This is a genomic window from Pseudomonas sp. ok272 (assembly GCF_900109995.1).
GTDB lineage: Bacteria > Pseudomonadota > Gammaproteobacteria > Pseudomonadales > Pseudomonadaceae > Aquipseudomonas.
Map to the genome: position 1 here is coordinate 85,931 of NZ_FOCB01000001.1, position 15,124 is coordinate 101,054.

17 protein-coding genes and 1 pseudogene are annotated in these 15,124 nt (G+C 60.0%); 9 read left to right on the forward strand and 9 right to left on the reverse strand.

The genetic code is table 11. The features are described from left to right. Positions 1-20: 20 nt before the first annotated feature. The 5 genes from BMW74_RS00400 to folM all read right to left on the reverse strand — a co-directional run bounded on the left by BMW74_RS00400 (position 21) and on the right by folM (position 3,508). A complete protein-coding gene (locus tag BMW74_RS00400) occupies positions 21-1,271 on the reverse strand; it encodes a 2-aminoadipate transaminase (RefSeq protein WP_093411980.1) in 1,251 nt (416 codons plus the stop codon). A 136-nt stretch (positions 1,272-1,407) separates the two neighbouring features. Further along, positions 1,408-1,746, reverse strand: a complete 339-nt coding sequence (locus tag BMW74_RS00405; RefSeq protein ID WP_175479131.1) for a HopJ type III effector protein — start codon at positions 1,744-1,746, stop codon at positions 1,408-1,410. Next, entirely contained in the window at positions 1,739-2,035 is a 297-nt protein-coding gene (locus BMW74_RS24470; RefSeq protein ID WP_139208345.1) for a DUF1244 domain-containing protein, read from the reverse strand. The genes BMW74_RS00405 and BMW74_RS24470 overlap by 8 nt, the downstream gene beginning before the upstream one ends. A gap of 35 nt (positions 2,036-2,070) precedes the next feature. Continuing rightward, a complete protein-coding gene (locus tag BMW74_RS24475; RefSeq protein ID WP_139208346.1) occupies positions 2,071-2,817 on the reverse strand; it encodes a hypothetical protein in 747 nt (248 codons plus the stop codon). Continuing rightward, positions 2,810-3,508, reverse strand: a complete 699-nt coding sequence (gene folM, locus BMW74_RS00415; RefSeq protein ID WP_093411987.1) for a dihydromonapterin reductase — start codon at positions 3,506-3,508, stop codon at positions 2,810-2,812. The genes BMW74_RS24475 and folM overlap by 8 nt, the downstream gene beginning before the upstream one ends. A 363-nt stretch (positions 3,509-3,871) precedes the next feature. On the opposite strand from folM, the gene BMW74_RS00420 reads away from it, so the two are divergent. Continuing rightward, complete coding sequence (locus BMW74_RS00420; protein WP_093411990.1) at positions 3,872-4,831, forward strand: MerR family transcriptional regulator; 960 nt, start codon at positions 3,872-3,874, stop codon at positions 4,829-4,831. A 3-nt stretch (positions 4,832-4,834) separates the two neighbouring features. On the opposite strand, the gene BMW74_RS00425 is transcribed toward BMW74_RS00420, so the two are convergent. Both BMW74_RS00425 and BMW74_RS00430 read right to left on the reverse strand, forming a co-directional pair. Beyond that, positions 4,835-5,440: a hypothetical protein gene (locus BMW74_RS00425; RefSeq protein ID WP_093411993.1), complete on the reverse strand. Its 606-nt coding sequence runs from the start codon at positions 5,438-5,440 to the stop codon at positions 4,835-4,837. 55 nt (positions 5,441-5,495) lie between these two features. Next, complete coding sequence (locus tag BMW74_RS00430) at positions 5,496-5,972, reverse strand: PAS domain-containing protein (RefSeq protein ID WP_093411996.1); 477 nt, start codon at positions 5,970-5,972, stop codon at positions 5,496-5,498. Between the two features lie 153 nt (positions 5,973-6,125). On the opposite strand from BMW74_RS00430, the gene BMW74_RS00435 reads away from it, so the two are divergent. The 4 genes and pseudogenes from BMW74_RS00435 to BMW74_RS00450 all read left to right on the forward strand — a co-directional run bounded on the left by BMW74_RS00435 (position 6,126) and on the right by BMW74_RS00450 (position 8,939). After that, positions 6,126-6,581, forward strand: a complete 456-nt coding sequence (locus BMW74_RS00435) for a flavodoxin (protein WP_093411999.1) — start codon at positions 6,126-6,128, stop codon at positions 6,579-6,581. Positions 6,582-6,821: 240 nt separating this feature from the next. Next, positions 6,822-6,980, forward strand: a pseudogene (locus BMW74_RS00440) (class II aldolase); the annotation flags it as partial. Beyond that, on the forward strand, positions 6,980-7,882 hold the full coding sequence (locus BMW74_RS00445; RefSeq protein WP_093412002.1) for an alpha/beta fold hydrolase: 903 nt from the start codon (positions 6,980-6,982) through the stop codon (positions 7,880-7,882). The pseudogene BMW74_RS00440 and the gene BMW74_RS00445, both read left to right, overlap by 1 nt. Before the next feature lie 145 nt (positions 7,883-8,027). Further along, positions 8,028-8,939 carry an SDR family oxidoreductase gene (locus BMW74_RS00450; RefSeq protein WP_093412005.1) on the forward strand — a complete coding sequence of 304 codons (912 nt, stop codon included), beginning with the start codon at positions 8,028-8,030 and terminating at the stop codon, positions 8,937-8,939. 60 nt (positions 8,940-8,999) lie between these two features. Here BMW74_RS00450 and BMW74_RS00455 read toward each other — a convergent pair whose 3' ends face one another. Beyond that, positions 9,000-9,761: an N-acetylmuramoyl-L-alanine amidase gene (locus BMW74_RS00455; protein WP_093413400.1), complete on the reverse strand. Its 762-nt coding sequence runs from the start codon at positions 9,759-9,761 to the stop codon at positions 9,000-9,002. 656 nt (positions 9,762-10,417) lie between these two features. Here BMW74_RS00455 and BMW74_RS00460 point away from each other — a divergent pair. Further along, on the forward strand, positions 10,418-10,756 hold the full coding sequence (locus BMW74_RS00460; RefSeq protein WP_093412008.1) for a hypothetical protein: 339 nt from the start codon (positions 10,418-10,420) through the stop codon (positions 10,754-10,756). A gap of 105 nt (positions 10,757-10,861) precedes the next feature. Here the strand turns inward: BMW74_RS00460 and BMW74_RS00465 are convergent, their stop codons facing one another. After that, positions 10,862-11,668: an IclR family transcriptional regulator gene (locus tag BMW74_RS00465; RefSeq protein ID WP_093412011.1), complete on the reverse strand. Its 807-nt coding sequence runs from the start codon at positions 11,666-11,668 to the stop codon at positions 10,862-10,864. A 161-nt stretch (positions 11,669-11,829) separates the two neighbouring features. Here BMW74_RS00465 and hmgA point away from each other — a divergent pair, with 161 nt between their 5' ends. Genes hmgA through maiA form a run of 3 tightly spaced genes read left to right on the forward strand, consistent with a single transcriptional unit; the run spans position 11,830 to position 15,092 of the window. Further along, positions 11,830-13,134, forward strand: coding sequence for a homogentisate 1,2-dioxygenase (gene hmgA / locus BMW74_RS00470; protein ID WP_093412014.1), 1,305 nt, complete (start codon positions 11,830-11,832; stop codon positions 13,132-13,134). A gap of 3 nt (positions 13,135-13,137) precedes the next feature. Then, complete coding sequence (fahA, locus tag BMW74_RS00475; protein WP_093412018.1) at positions 13,138-14,442, forward strand: fumarylacetoacetase; 1,305 nt, start codon at positions 13,138-13,140, stop codon at positions 14,440-14,442. 11 nt (positions 14,443-14,453) lie between these two features. Continuing rightward, a complete protein-coding gene (gene maiA, locus BMW74_RS00480) occupies positions 14,454-15,092 on the forward strand; it encodes a maleylacetoacetate isomerase (protein ID WP_093412022.1) in 639 nt (212 codons plus the stop codon). Positions 15,093-15,124: the final 32 nt, after the last annotated feature.

Consider the following 15,124-nt stretch of genomic DNA (forward strand, 5'->3'; position numbering starts at 1 on the left):
TCCCTGAACGCATCGTGCTGTCAGGTCAGTTTGGCCAGGCATGCCCCAAGGATTTCCAGACCTTCTTCCAGTACGGCGGCTGGCGTGGTGAGCGGCGCCAGGAGGCGGATGATGTGGCGCGACTTGCCGCTGGGCATCAGCAACAGCCCGGCCTCGCGTGCCAGGGCCAGCAACTGGGTCAATTGCCGGGCGGCCGGTGTGCCGTCGGGGTTGATCAACTCGATGCCGCGCATGGCCCCGACACCGGTCAAGCGCCCCAGGTACGGGCAAAGGTGGTCGGTGCGCCAGGCCTGGTAGTGGCGCAGGATCAGCTCTTCCTGCAGCGCCCCCCAGGCTTGCAGGTTCGCGTCGCTCATCTCGTCCAGGGTCGCCAGGGCGGCGGCGCAGGCGATGGGGTTGCCCGAATAGGTGCCGCCCAAGCCGCCCTTGGGCAGGGCGTCGACCAGCGCCTGGCGTCCGACCACCGCCCCCAGCGGAACGCCGCCGGCAATGCTCTTGCCCAGCAGGATCAGGTCCGGCTCGATGCCCAGTCGTGAAAACGCGAAGCGCTGGCCGGTGCGGCCGAAGCCTGACTGGATTTCATCGGCGATCAGCACGATGCCCTTTTCGTCACACAAGCGCCGCAATGCCTGGGCGAACGCCGGATCCATGGCCAGGAATCCCGCTTCGCCCTGCACCGGTTCGAAGATAAAGCACGCCACGTCATCGATGTCGATTTCGACGCTGAACAGTCGCTCCAGGGCTTTCAGGGCTTCGGCGCAGGTGACGTCGTTGTCCGGGCTGGGGAAGGGCAGGTGATACACCGGGCCCGGGAGCGTCCCGACTTTCTGCTTGTAGGGCGCGACCTTGCCGTTGAGGTTGAGGGTAGCGAGCGTGCGGCCGTGGAAGGCGCCATCGAAGGCGATGACGGCCGTGCGCCCGGTGGCACCGCGGACCATCTTCAGGGCATTTTCCGCTGCTTCGGCGCCGCTGTTGGTGAGCATGCCGCTGACCGGGTAGCTGAGCGGGATGAACGCCGCCAGGCGATCCATGAGTTCGATGTACGGCGCATGGGGTGCGGCATTAAAGGCGTAGTGGGTCAGCCGTGTGGCTTGCGCACAAATGGCTTGAACGATGCTGGGATGGCAATGGCCGAGGTTCAGGACCCCAATACCGCCGACAAAATCGATGTAGCGTTTGCCGTCGGTGTCCCAGACCTCGGCATTCTTGCCGTGGCTGAGACGGATCGGGTGAACGATGGAGATCGATCGACTGATGGAATCGCTGCTCATGGATGGCTGACTCTGAGGAAGACGGGGCTTCCTTTTATCTAAGCCGTGAGCGGTGTTGCCCGGCAAACGAAATAAAGTCGCCGGGTCAGGACTAAAAGTCGGGATGTGTGAGCGCTTGCGTGATTTTGCGGGTCAATCAGCGACGGCGCAGCGGCTGGGCCTGGAACGTCACGCCGGCCAACCCATGGCTCATCAGTGCCCGGATATTGCTGTGATCGTTGCCTTCGGGCGTCGCCAGCACCGAACGGTAGTGCTCGCCGAACGCCAGCAGCGCTTCTTCATCGCTCAAACCTTCGAGCAAGGCCAGGCCCAGGGTCTTGCACGAACCTTCGTTCTGCCCGGCGGCATTTTCCACGCCACCGTTGTTGAAGGCCTGGGGCTGGTAGTCGTAGCCGGCGGCGATGAAGGCCAAGGTGTCGGCGAATGCATGTTCGCCGCTGTTGAGGCTGGCGCGCAGGGTGTTCAGGTCAGTCATGGGTTTTTCCTTTGGCGAACGCCGCTTGCTGTTCGGCGCTGGCTTCTTGCTGGTATTGGGCTTTCCACTCGGCGTACGGCATGCCGTACACCACTTCACGGGCGTCATCGAGGCTGACCTCGATCTGGCGCTCGTCGGCCGCCGCCTTGTACCACTTGGACAGGCAATTGCGGCAGAAGCCCGAGAGGTTCATCAGGTCGATGTTCTGCACATCCTTGCGGCTGTCCAGATGGGCAACCAGCCGGCGGAAAGCGGCGGCTTCAAGTTCCAGGCGTTGTTGTTCGGTCATCTTGGGGTCTCGATCAGGCATCAATGCAACTAAGGCTACAGGGGGGCAGGGTCGGCGTCGGTGAAAATGTCCACCGCGTTGCGTTCGGCCGTGCGGATGAACGACTGCGTCATCATGGCGATATCTTGAATGATGAACAGCTTCTTGTCCGGGCTGTTGAGCAGTTCGTTGGAAATGTCGTTGTGGTTTTGCATGCCAGGCCATGTGCACCAGATCGACAGGACCTGCTCTCCGGTGCCTTTGATGGTGGCGGGTTCGTAGTTGATTTTGTAGCCCACGGACTCGGCGCCGCCAAAGGTGTACTTGAAGATGTCCTTGAGGGTGTCTACCGGCTCGTTGGTCTTGAGGTAATAGGCAACGATGATGCGATCGACGTTGAAGCCGATCCACATCTTGGTCCTGATGTTGCTGTTCTCCAGGCGGTAGTTGGCGCCGAAAATGTTGTTGATGGCCGATACGCTGACGGTCAGTTCCTGGCCGTGGGAGTCCTTGATCTGGCCAAGGGTCTTGGGCAGGTTCTTGAGCAGCAAGTTGTGGGTTTTACTGATCAGGAACGTCAGGTTGGCTTCACGTTCGCCGAAGATCAGGATCAGGCTGAGGACCAGGGCCGTCGCCGCCAATTGGGCGAGCGACAGCGAGAGCAGGATCCAGTCGCTGTGGTCGGGAACGCCGACAAAGGCCAGCGACACATACACGGCGGCGAGCAGGCACAGGCCAAAGGCGGCAACGATGAACACCTTGGCCCAGCCTGGCAGGTAGATCAGCTTTTTCGAATCAATCATGGGACAGGGCTTTCCTTAGGTGGCGTCCGCCGTTGATCACGACGCTGCTTCCGGTGCTGTAGGGGGTGTTGAGCAAGAACATGACGGCATCGATCAACGGCTGCGCGCCGGGTTCGAATTCGAGCAGGGCTTTCTTCAGGGTGCGGGCGCTGTACTGCGGCGTGCTGTCCTCCTTGAGGATCAGCAGGCCGGGGAGGATGGCGTTGACCCGGATGGTCGGCGCGTACTTCTCGGCGAACGACAGCACCATGTTTTGCAGGGCGGACTTGGTCGCGGCGTAGCCGATGTGGCTCTTGCTGCCACGCGATGAGGTCTCGTCGCAGATATGGATGATATCGGCCCGATCCAGGCGCAGCAGCCACTCGGCCAGCTCGAAGTTCAGGTGATAGGGCGCCTCGACATGCAACTTGAACATGGTGTTGAGGTTGTCCAGGCCATCGTCCAGCCACAACGATGCGTTGTGGATGACCGCGCGCAGGCTGTCGAAGTGAGTCTTTACGTAGGTGACCAGCGCATCGCGGTCACTCTTGAGCTGCAGGTCGGCCTGGAACGGCACCATGTTGGCGTGCAGGGGGCCGGGGTGCTTCGAGCGGCTTACGCAAATGACGGTATGACCGGCTTCGGCCAGGGTCGTGGCCAGTTCGAGGCCAACCCGTTTGCTGGCGCCGGTGACAAGTATTGGGCTCTTCATGTGTAGGGGATCAGCTTCAGTAGGTCCATGCACGAGGGCTAGATGCGCGCCCAGCATAACTGAAGTTCCAGCGCGCGTGCGCCTTCCGGGCGCCTTGCCATGCTCCGGATGACAAGGCGGCGCGCCACCATCAGGGTCACGGGTGAGGTAGACATCATGTATCTGCGTAGGACACGTACACGATTGCGGGCAGGAGGCATACCAAACGCCGCCTGGGGCGGAGGCCTGCGCTTGAAAGCACGCGAGGACTATTCCTGATCCTGGTAAATACACCAGGGATACCCACCGATAAACCCATGCTTGAACTAGGGGCATGGTTGGGAGATAGAATAGGATCCAAACCGAACGGACTCCCAGGGACATATGGTTTCTACCCGCGAACGTCTCGAACCCTTGCAAGCTTCTATTGCAGTCGATCAGGAGCCCATGTTCCCGATTCGCGAAGTCGCGCGCCTGACAGGCGTGAACCCGGTGACCCTGCGAGCCTGGGAGCGGCGTTATGGGCTGATTCAGCCAACGCGCACCGACACTGGGCATCGCCTGTATTCCATGACCGATATTGAACGGGTCCGCAGCATTCTTGGCTGGATTGGCCGGGGCGTGGCGGTCAGCAAAGTCGGCCGGATCCTGGCCAGGGCCCAGGCCACCCAGGTGCTATCAAGCATTATCCCGAATGAGTGGGTGCAGGCGGACTATGCCCAGTGGCAAGCGCAAATCAGGGTTGCGTTGAGTGACTTCGATGATGTCGAGTTGGGACGTCTCTACGGCCAGATATTCTCCACCTATGCGCTGAGCGTGGTGTTCCAGGATATTTTCATGCCGCTGTGGACACAGTTGCTCCAGCACCAGGAGCATTTCGGACAAACCAGCGAATGGGTCATGCTCGATGGTTTCCTGCGCTCACGGGTCTCGCAGCGTCTGGTCGTTCTGCGCGGATCGAACCCGGTGCGGGTCGCGGTGGCGGCAATCGATGGGCACTGTCGCGAGCTTGAGTTGCTGTTGGCGGCCATGTACCTGAGCAGTGCCGAGATGGCGGTCAGAGTGTTGGCGCTGGGGAAACCGTTCGATGAACTGACCCTGATCTGTGAAAAGATCAAGCCGCAGGCGCTGGTGTTGGTTTCCAATCGTGCACCGTCCGCCGACTTCATCCTGCGCCTGAATCGCCTGGCGATGAGCCTGGAATGTCGCCTGATGTTGTCCGGCGATGCGTCGGACCTGGCACAGGACAGCCTGGCCGGATCTTCGATTGGCTGCCTGGGCAATGAAGGGGTGTTGATGCAGCAGCGGCTCCAGCAGTTCCTGGCCGGAACGCTCGATACTTGACACTCAGAGGTGCAGGGTGGGATGGGTCAGGCGGTGCTGTTGGAGGATGTACTGGCGCAGGCGTTCGGTTTCGTCCGCGTCGCTTTGGTTGAGCCGATAGGCGTAGTAGCCCTGTTCCGTCTCACGCTCGAACGTACCGTGCAGGGCAATCCGCTCGTAGCCTGAAGGGCTGAACCACAGTGCGAAGCTTTTTGGCGGCTTGGTGCGATTGCGTACCTCCAGCAAGACCCCCTTGAATGACACCTCGTGCACCCACAGCGTGCCCGGCTGGCCCCTGGCATTTTCCAGGGCTACGGGTTCGAGCAGCGCCAGGCGCCATGGGCGAACCATCGGACCTTCTTCGTAAATGATCGGTACGCCCAAGCGCAAATGCAGGGCATGAAACTCATCCTCCACCAAATGCAGGGGGAAGGTCATTTGCTGGTTTTCGAACTGCGCCTGGATGGTCACTTGCTCGTTGGCGGCCAGTCGAGTCAGCAGGTCGCGGATCTGTGAGCCCCCATTAACCAGCAGGCTCGATGTCGCATCGCGCACATTGAGTTGCGGGTTGTGCTGCATGGTTTGGATGAAGTCGAGCTCATCCTGAGTCAGAAGGGCGTCGCGGTGCATGGTGGACTCGGAATGATAGAGAGACAGCGTTATTGCTGATTGTAGTTAATGACCATCAATCGGCGGACTTGTTTTGACCGCTGGTCGCTTTGAGTGCCCGTAGCTGCGCTTGAACTTCCGCCAGTTGTGCTTCCAGTTGCTCGACTCGCTGCTGTGCCTTGACCTGTACGCTGACGTCCTTTTGCACACCGACGAAATAGGTCCGTTGGTCGCTTTTGTTGTGCATCGTTGAAAGCGACAGCTCATTCCAGAAGTGCGTACCGTCCTTGCGGTAGTTGCGCAGCACTTCACGGCATGATCCGCCCTGTTTAATCGTCTCGCGGATGATGCTCAGCCCAGCCTGATCGCGATCACCAGATTGCAAAAAACGACAGTCCTGATAAAGAATCTCGTCGGCGCTATAGCCGGTGAGCCGTTCAAACGCGGGGTTCACGTAGATCAGAATGTTGTCGTCATCACCTTCCTTCTCGGCGATCACGATTCCATCGTTCGAGGCGTTGATCACCATCTGCATCAGTTGGGCATTGATCATCGGTGAATCCTTTCAAGCGAAAAAGGTGCATGACATTTTAAGACATGGCGGGTGGCTGTCCACTCGCCATCAGGGCTAATTGAGAGGCAATCGCAGTTTTTTTTCCTCAACTGGTAACATCACAATCTTTTACTCAGCCTCAGGAACAGATTGATGAAAGTTGCCATCCTTAGCGGCTCGGTGTACGGCACCGCCGAAGAAGTTGCCCGGCATGCAGCCGAATTGCTCGATCAGGCCGGTTTCCAGACCTGGCACAATCCTCGGGCCACCCTCGCCGATGTCCAGGCTTTTGCGCCTGAAGCGCTCCTGGCCGTTACCTCGACCACCGGCATGGGCGAGCTGCCGGACAACCTGCAACCGCTGTACTCGGCCCTGCGCGATCAACTGCCGGCGGCCTGGCGCGGCTTGCCTGGGGCGGTGATCGGCCTGGGCGATGCCAGCTACGGCGATACCTTCTGCGGAGGGGGTGAGCAAATGCGTGAGTTGTTCGGCGAGCTGGGTGTTCGCGAAGTCCTGCCGATGCTGCGCCTGGACGCCAGTGAAAGCGTCACACCTGAAAGCGATGCCGAACCCTGGCTGGCCGAGCTGATCGGCGCCCTGCGCGGCTGATCGAAGCCCAAGTAAGCTGCGATGGCGCCGTTTTCGGCGCCAATTCACTGGTTTCCCCCCTGCCTTCCAACGGCCTGAAACCGACTGACTCGCTAGGTCAGTAAGCTGGCTGCCAATGCAACTACCCTATTGCTTGCGCCTGACTAGACTGCGTTCACGTCTACACAATAATAAAAACCCGAGGTCGTTGCCGTGAGCGTAGCCCCCGTCCAGTGCACGTCGAATTCAAGCAATCAGTTCAGTGCTGCCGAATTGATTGGCATCGAAGCGCAGATCCTGGCCGGCGCCAAAGCGATGATTGCCGGGGTGAGCCAACGGGCTCAAGGAATGGGAGGCGCGTTGGCCAGGCCGGCGTTGCTGCGCAGACTCGATCAACTCGACCCAGGTTATAGACTCTAATGCGACTCGCCGAGATTCCTCTATGTGTCTGGCGCAAGCGTGGCCAGAGCTTTGTGTTTCGAGGCCAGACCATCCGTTATTGGGTGGCCGGGCAGGGAGAACCGTTGCTGCTGATCCACGGGTTTCCTACCGCCAGTTGGGATTGGCACTACTTGTGGCAGCCTTTGACCCAGCGATATCGGGTAATCGCCTGCGACATGCTCGGTTTCGGCGACTCCGCCAAACCGGCCAACCACACCTACTGCCTGCTGGAACAAGCTGACCTGCAGCAGGCATTGCTGGAGCATCTGGGGGTTCGTCAACCCGTGCACCTGCTGGCCCATGACTATGGCGACAGCGTGGCGCAGGAACTGCTTGCCCGGCATGTAGAAGCGCGTATCGAAGTGGCCAGTTGCGTGTTCCTCAACGGTGGCCTGTTCCCCGAAACCCATCGTCCGGTGCTGATGCAAAAACTGTTGCTCAGCCCGTTGGGCTGGATGATCGGGCGAGCGTTTTCCCGTGATGGCCTGGTCAAGAGCTTCCAGCAAATCTTCGGCCCGCAGACCGGCCCCAGTGAAAGCCAACTGGATGACTTCTGGAGCTTGATTGACAGTAATCACGGCACGCGGGTGCTGCACAAGTTGATCAACTATGTGCCGCAGCGCCGCGTTCAGCGTGAGCGCTGGGTCAACGCCATGCAATCAGGCACGGTGGCGCTGCGAGTCATCGACGGTGAAGTCGATCCAGTCTCCGGCGCCCACATGGTTGAGCGTTACCGGCAGTTGATCCCCAATGCGGACACGGTCTTGCTGCATGGCATTGGGCATTACCCTCAGATCGAGGCGCCGGTTCAGGTGCTCAAGCACTACCTGGCGTTTCGTAATCACCTGGACGCTCCTGCGCTGAAGTTTGCCTGCTCCTGAGGCACCGACCCTTGCAGGTGGCTGCAAGGGTTGCCCCTTCGATCATCCCCCAGCCTTATCGCGCACCATTCAGCCCCAGCCCAGTTGATTGTGAGCTCATGCCTTGTGCCTGACACTCAGCGCCTCTGATACCTGGAGGTTGCGAATGAACGAGTCTGTGCGTTTCGAAGATAAAGTCGTGATCGTCACGGGGGCGGGCGGTGGCTTGGGGCGGGCGCATGCGTTGTTGTTTGCCCGGCACGGGGCCAGGGTGGTGGTCAACGACCTGGGTGGCTCGGCGCAAGGCGAAGGCGCCAACGCTTCGGCGGCTGACCGGGTGGTTGCCGAGATCCGTGAGGCAGGCGGCACCGCGGTTGCCAATCATGACTCAGTGACCGAGGGTGAAAAAATCGTCCAGCATGCCCTCGATGCTTTCGGCCGGCTCGATGTCGTGGTCAACAACGCCGGGATTCTGCGCGATAAGACCTTCCACAAGATGGACGACAGCGATTGGGACCTGGTTTACCGCGTCCATGTCGAAGGTGCTTACAAAGTCACTCGCGCCGCCTGGCCCCACCTGCGCGAGCAAAACTACGGTCGCGTGATCTTCACTGCCTCGACCTCCGGCATCTACGGCAACTTTGGCCAGTCCAACTACGGCATGGCCAAGTTGGGCCTGTATGGCCTGACCCGCACCTTGGCTATCGAAGGCCGCAAGCACAACGTCCTGGTCAACGCCATCGCCCCCACCGGCGGTACACGCATGACCGAAGGCCTGATCCCGCCGCAGGTGTTCGAACAACTGAAACCCGAGTTGGTCAGCCCGTTGGTGGTGTACCTGGCCAGCGAACACTGCCAGGAAACCTCCGGGTTGTTCGAAGTCGGTGGTGGCTGGATCGGCAAAGTGCGCTGGGAGCGTAGCCTGGGGGCCGGCTTTGATCCGCGTGCGGGTTTCTCACCGGAAGACGTCGCCGCCCATTGGCAGCAGATCTGCGATTTCGAGGGGGCGACGCATCCGAAGGACAACATTGAGGCGCTGAAGGAAATGATGGGAAATCTGCAGCGGTACGTGTTGTAGCGCCTCTTGATGCCATCGAACGCGCCGCGCGCTGCGTGGAGTGGCGCGTTCCCAGGGACACTAAACCGAGTACTTCTTGACCAGCGCCACCAGGTTCGCTGCGGTTTCCAGGTCCAGGACGCCATCATATTTTTCCGGACGGAAATGCAACTGGAATGCCCGCACCAGTTGCTGGAACCCAAGCTCGGTCGTGGCCGACGCAATGTCGTAGCCATAGGCCTTGAAGAGGGCGAGTGACTGAGTGCGCGTGGGCAGTCCGTTCTTTTGGTACTCCTGTAGGCAAGCGCATTGAGTGGCTGCGTCGTACCAGGCACCGATACCTTTCACGTACAGGGCATGCCATGGAAACGCCGGCCCCGGGTCGCTCTTGCGACCGACAGAGATATCGGAGTGGCCAACGACGTTTCGCGGGCTGATGTCGGGGTAGCGCTTGAGTATGTCCAACGCCAGTTGTTCGATGGCGGCTATCTGCTGGGGGTGGTAAGGCGGGAAGGTGAATTGTCCCTGATTGTCGCTGGCCAAGTTCACGATCTCGATACCGATTGAGGTGTCATTGAGATTGCTACGCTCGCCCCATTGACTGACCCCCGCATGCCAGGCTCGGTGGTTTTCATCGACCAGGCTAAAAATCTGCTGATCGGTGAAGCCGGCGTTGACATAGGTGGTATCGGAGATATCCGGGACCAAGTAGTGGGCACTGACATTGGCACCGGTCAGGGCAGTTAACGAACTTGAAAAGTTGCCGGCCGTGTAGTGAAGAATCAGAAAGCGCACTCGGGAGTTATAACCCATGCTGCGAAAGTTGTTATTGATAGGAAACATCATTTGATCATCCTGAATAGTTAAACGCGTGTTGGCGTCAGCCGCAGGGTAGCAGCGCGTGTATTCAGTCACAGCTAGTGGCGTTTTGCTGTTTTGTAAGCGGATCTTAGAGGTTGTCGCGGGTAGTTTTTTGGCAAAAAAAAGCCGCTGCAAAAGCAGCGGCAAAAGTAAGACGTTAGATTAAGGAGCTACAAATCAACGTCAGTGAACAGCGGGGTGCTGAACTGAAGTGTTGGGTTCAATTCAGCGGGATAGTTTGGCTGTGCCAGTGTTCGACTCACCCCTGGCGGCCTCAAGGTATTCAGGCGGTTTGCCGTGAAAGCCAGGCAAGCATAAGGCTTTGTCGGTCAAGGAGAAATAGCGATTATTGACATGCAGTGTTGCATCTTTGGCAACAGTCGCCCTAGCACGGGTCATCCCCGTCGCGGGGTGGTCGGGTTCGTAGACCTGGATAATTGAAACTATGCAGCGTTAACCTAATTAGTTAGTTGGGGGCTGGAGAAGTTGTTGTGTGTGGGGGGTATAAGAATGTTTACGAATTAACACATATTGCTGGGTGTACTTTAAAGGTTGGGCTGGATATAAATGACGGGCCGTCCCGTTGAGAGTGAGAAGAGTTCGCTCTTGGGGTAACTTCAATTGAAAGGATTCAAACTATGTCGAATGTTGATTTGCTGAATGATGTCACTGAGAAACTCAATAGGTATTTCGATGCTGCGGGCTTTGGACTTAAGGCCGAGCAGATGTACCTGACGGCAATGGTAAAAGTTCAGCATACCGGCGAGGAAGTCATTGGCTACTCGCAAACGGTCGCCTGGGCAATCATGGAACGGGTCCAAGAGAATGAACCGCCGCAATATGACGCTGAACATGTCGGGATCTTTACCCATCAATGGACATTCGATCCAGCCTATCGCGTGGATGAAAGCCAACTCAATTTGGATCAGTTAAATGGGATTGGCCGTGAAATCGTTGAGTCCTATAACGGTCTTTGATCATCAGTAGACACGGATGGATTGCGGCTAACACAGGGCCCGGGATGCACTCAGCGTGCATCACCGGACCCTTTTGCAGTTGTTCAATACGGGCAGGCGCCTGAACTACTCGGGGCTGGCATCCGGTTCGTAGCCCATGCGCCAACTCACGGCCCGGGTGGCGGCCAGCAGACGCCGGGCGGCCGGGCCGTTTTCGTCGGCGTGGAACAATGAGGCGGGGCCGACGATGGTGAGCACGGCGACCACCTGGCCAAGGGCGTTGAACACCGGCGCCGATAGCGCATCGACGCCAGGCATCAGCAGCCCATGCACATGATGCAGGCCACGCTGGCGAATCTGTTCGCACAAGCTGGCATAGGCCGGTTCATCGGCCAGTGGGTGGGCCTCGGTCGCCAACACTTCCTGATGGCGCAGTTCGGCTGTTTCACGCTGGGGCAGGAAGGCGCCAAACACCAGACCTGTGGATGAACTGAGCAGCGGCAACACCGAGCCCAATTGGGTCACGACGGTGACCGCCCGCACCGCCGGCTCGATATGCACCACGGTCGCACCTTGATTGCCCCACACCGCGAGAAAGCAGGTTTCATTCAACTCGTCGCGTAACTCTGACAGTGGCAGTGCAGCCACTTTCACCACATCCATACTGTTCAAGGCGGCCAGGCCAACACGCAAGGCTTCACGGCCCAGGCCGTAGTGGTTGGTGGCGCTGTTCTGTTCGGCAAAACCGCTGGCGATCAGCGCCTGCAGGTAGCGATGAACCTTGCTCGCCGGCATCTGCACGTGTTCGGCCAGGCGCGACAAGGAGGTTGAGGGCGACAACTGGGCCAGGGCCTTGAGGATGTCGGTACCGACTTCGGCCGAGCGGACTTTCTGTTTGCCGTTGCTGTCGGCGGTGGTGCGCGGCTTTTCCATGGTTCAGTCAGGTCTGGGGATGAGTGGGCGTCTTTATAGCTTGACGGTCAATACCAATCAAATTACGTTATGCGTAATTGAATTACGATAAAAATAACCTGGCGTGCCGACACTCCGAACAGGAGCCTTGGCCACGGCCTACTCTGCGTTCAGGAGGCTCCATGAACCTCGATTCAACCGCGCCGGCGCTGGCTTACCAGTCGGGCTTTGGCAACGAATTCAGCAGCGAAGCGTTGCCCGGTGCGCTGCCGGTCGGCCAGAACTCTCCACAAAAAGCGCCCTATGGTCTCTACGCCGAGCTGTTCTCCGGCACGGCGTTCACCATGGCCCGCAGCGAATCGCGCCGTACCTGGATGTACCGCATCCAGCCTTCGGCCAAGCACCCGGCATTCGTCAAGCTTGAGCGGCAGTTGGCAGGCGGTCCGCTGGGCGACGTCACGCCCAATCGCCTGCGCTGGAACCCCCTGGACATCCCCACCGAACCCACCGATTTCATCGACGGCCTGGTGAGCATGGCGGCCAACTCGGGGGCGAATAAGCCGGCGGGGATCAGCGTCTATCACTACGGCGCCAATTGCTCGATGGCGCGCGTGTTTTTTAATGCCGATGGCGAGTGGTTGCTGGTGCCGCAGTTGGGGCGCCTGCGCATCGTCACTGAGCTGGGGGTGCTGGACGTCGAACCGCTGGAAATCGCGGTGCTGCCACGCGGCCTCAAGTTCCGCATCGAGTTGCTGGACCCGCAGGCTCGCGGCTACCTGGCCGAGAACCATGGCGCACCCTTGCGCCTGCCGGACCTGGGACCGATTGGCAGCAATGGCCTGGCCAACCCTCGGGATTTCCTGACCCCGGTCGCGTACTACGAAGACCTGCGCCAACCCACGACCCTGGTGCAGAAGTTCCTCGGTGAATTGTGGGGCTGCGAGTTGGATCACTCGCCGCTGAACGTGGTCGCCTGGCACGGCAATAACGTGCCGTACAAATATGACCTGCGGCGCTTCAACACCCTTGGCACCGTCAGCTTCGATCACCCGGACCCGTCGATCTTCACCGTGCTGACCTCGCCCACCAGTGTCCATGGCTTGGCCAATCTCGACTTTGTGATCTTCCCGCCACGCTGGATGGTTGCCGAGAACACCTTCCGTCCGCCTTGGTTCCACCGCAACCTGATGAACGAGTTCATGGGGTTGATCCAGGGCGCCTATGATGCCAAGGCCGAGGGCTTCGTGCCGGGTGGCGCGTCGCTGCACAGTTGCATGAGTGCCCACGGCCCCGACGGCGAGACCTGCACCAAGGCCATCGAGGCTCAACTGGCCCCGAGCAAAATCGATAACACCATGGCGTTCATGTTCGAGACCAGCCAGGTGCTGCGTCCTAGCCGTTTTGCCCTTGACTGCCCACAGTTGCAAGCCACTTACGACACTTGCTGGGCATCGCTGCCCGTCACGTTCAACCCGAATCGGAGATAACCCATGACTCAGACCACCCCCACGCTTAGCTGGGTTGCCTCCGCCAACGGCCACGCGGATTTCCCGTTGCAGAACCTGCCACTGGGCGTATTCAGCACCCAGGGCTCGGCGCCCCGCAGTGGTGTGGCCATCGGCGAGCACATTTTTGACCTGGAAGCCGCGCTGGACGCCGGCCTGTTCGAGGGTGCAGCACGCTCGGCGGTCGAGGCCACTCGCGGTGGCCAGTTGAACGGGTTCTTCGACCTTGGTCGCGGCGCCCGGGTGGCCCTGCGTGAACGCCTGCTGGAGCTGCTGGCAGAGGGCAGTTCCCTGCACGGCAAGATCCAGGCCCAAGGCGCAAAGCTGCTGCCATTGGCTGCCGATTGCCAGATGCACCTGCCGGCGAAGATCAACGACTACACCGATTTCTATGTGGGCATCGAGCACGCGCAAAACGTCGGCAAGCTGTTCCGCCCGGACAATCCGCTGTTGCCGAACTATAAGTACGTGCCGATTGGCTACCACGGTCGCGCGTCGACCATTCGCCCCTCCGGCGCCGATGTACGTCGCCCCAAGGGGCAGACCTTGCCAGCCGGGCAGACCGAGCCCACCTTTGGTCCGTGCGCACGGCTGGACTATGAATTGGAGTTGGGGATCTGGATTGGCCAGGGCAACGAGATGGGGGATTCGATTGCCATCGGCGATGCCGCCGAGCATATCGCCGGGTTCTGCCTGCTCAACGACTGGTCGGCCCGTGATATCCAGGCCTGGGAATACCAGCCACTGGGCCCGTTCCTGTCGAAAAGCTTTATCACTAGTGTCTCGCCCTGGGTGGTCACTGCTGAAGCCCTGGAGCCCTTTCGACGTGCGCAACCGGCCCGCCCGCAAGGCGATCCGCAACCGTTGCCGTACCTGTTCGATGCGCGCGACCAGGCGTCGGGGGCTTTCGACATCGAGCTGGAAGTGTTGCTGCTGACCGAAGCCATGCGCGAGCAGAACCTGCCGGCCCATCGCCTGACGCTGAGCAACACCCGGCACATGTACTGGACCGTGGCGCAGTTGGTTGCGCACCACAGTGTCAACGGCTGCCAATTGCAGGCCGGCGACCTGTTCGGTTCGGGCACGCTGTCCGGCCCTGAGAGTGGCCAGTTCGGCAGCCTGCTGGAAATCACCGAAGGTGGTAAAAAGCCGATTGAGCTGGCCTCGGGCGAGGTGCGCAAGTTCCTCGAAGATGGCGATGAAATCATCCTGCGCGCCCGTTGCAGCCGCGACGGTTTTGCCTCCATTGGCTTTGGCGAGTGCCGTGGCACGGTCACGCCGGCACGCTAGGAGACCAGACCATGGAACTGTTTACCTACTACCGTTCGACCTCGTCGTATCGAGTGCGCATTGCCCTGGCGCTCAAAGGACTGGATTACACCGCGCTGCCGGTCAACCTGATCGCGCCGCAAGGAGGCGAGCACAAGCAAGCGGCTTACCTGGCCCTCAATCCACAGGGCCGGGTGCCGGCCTTGCGCACGGATGAAGGGGCATTGCTGATCCAGTCGCCGGCGATCATCGAGTACCTGGAGGAGCGTTATCCACAGGTGCCGCTGCTGTCGTCGGACCTCGTCACCCGTGCCCATGAGCGCGCCGTGGCGGCGTTGATTGCGTGCGATGTGCATCCGTTGCACAACGTCAGCGTGCTCAATCACCTGCGCCAGCTCGGGCACGACGAACCGCAAGTGCTGCAGTGGATCGGTCACTGGATCAGTCAGGGACTGGCGGCGGTCGAGCAGTGGGTGGGCGATGACGGCTACTGCTTTGGACCCGCGCCGGGAGTGGCAGACGTGTACCTGATGCCACAGCTGTACGCCGCTGAGCGTTTTAATCTGTCCCTTGAGGCCTACCCACGGATTCGCCGGGTCGCCGCCCTGGCGACGCAGCATCCGGCCTTCATCAAGGCCCATCCGGCCAATCAGCCCGATACTCCGAAGTAACTCGCAGGCTGGTGTGGGAGCGAGCCTGCTCG

What these genes read in the sequence shown, in the direction of transcription:
- BMW74_RS00435 (WP_093411999.1), top strand. Translation starts at nt 6,126, where the DNA reads ATGAAAGTTGCCATCCTTAGCGGCTCGGTGTACGGCACCGCCGAAGAA.
- BMW74_RS00465 (WP_093412011.1), bottom strand. Translation starts at nt 11,668, where the DNA reads ATGGAAAAGCCGCGCACCACCGCCGACAGCAACGGCAAACAGAAAGTC.
- BMW74_RS00460 (WP_093412008.1), top strand. Translation starts at nt 10,418, where the DNA reads ATGTCGAATGTTGATTTGCTGAATGATGTCACTGAGAAACTCAATAGG.
- BMW74_RS00405 (WP_175479131.1), bottom strand. Translation starts at nt 1,746, where the DNA reads ATGACTGACCTGAACACCCTGCGCGCCAGCCTCAACAGCGGCGAACAT.
- BMW74_RS00400 (WP_093411980.1), bottom strand. Translation starts at nt 1,271, where the DNA reads ATGAGCAGCGATTCCATCAGTCGATCGATCTCCATCGTTCACCCGATC.
- BMW74_RS00430 (WP_093411996.1), bottom strand. Translation starts at nt 5,972, where the DNA reads ATGATCAATGCCCAACTGATGCAGATGGTGATCAACGCCTCGAACGAT.
- BMW74_RS00450 (WP_093412005.1), top strand. Translation starts at nt 8,028, where the DNA reads ATGAACGAGTCTGTGCGTTTCGAAGATAAAGTCGTGATCGTCACGGGG.
- BMW74_RS00455 (WP_093413400.1), bottom strand. Translation starts at nt 9,761, where the DNA reads ATGTTTCCTATCAATAACAACTTTCGCAGCATGGGTTATAACTCCCGA.
- fahA (WP_093412018.1), top strand. Translation starts at nt 13,138, where the DNA reads ATGACTCAGACCACCCCCACGCTTAGCTGGGTTGCCTCCGCCAACGGC.
- BMW74_RS00445 (WP_093412002.1), top strand. Translation starts at nt 6,980, where the DNA reads ATGCGACTCGCCGAGATTCCTCTATGTGTCTGGCGCAAGCGTGGCCAG.
- BMW74_RS00425 (WP_093411993.1), bottom strand. Translation starts at nt 5,440, where the DNA reads ATGCACCGCGACGCCCTTCTGACTCAGGATGAGCTCGACTTCATCCAA.
- folM (WP_093411987.1), bottom strand. Translation starts at nt 3,508, where the DNA reads ATGAAGAGCCCAATACTTGTCACCGGCGCCAGCAAACGGGTTGGCCTC.
- hmgA (WP_093412014.1), top strand. Translation starts at nt 11,830, where the DNA reads ATGAACCTCGATTCAACCGCGCCGGCGCTGGCTTACCAGTCGGGCTTT.
- BMW74_RS24475 (WP_139208346.1), bottom strand. Translation starts at nt 2,817, where the DNA reads ATGATTGATTCGAAAAAGCTGATCTACCTGCCAGGCTGGGCCAAGGTG.
- BMW74_RS24470 (WP_139208345.1), bottom strand. Translation starts at nt 2,035, where the DNA reads ATGACCGAACAACAACGCCTGGAACTTGAAGCCGCCGCTTTCCGCCGG.
- BMW74_RS00420 (WP_093411990.1), top strand. Translation starts at nt 3,872, where the DNA reads ATGGTTTCTACCCGCGAACGTCTCGAACCCTTGCAAGCTTCTATTGCA.
- maiA (WP_093412022.1), top strand. Translation starts at nt 14,454, where the DNA reads ATGGAACTGTTTACCTACTACCGTTCGACCTCGTCGTATCGAGTGCGC.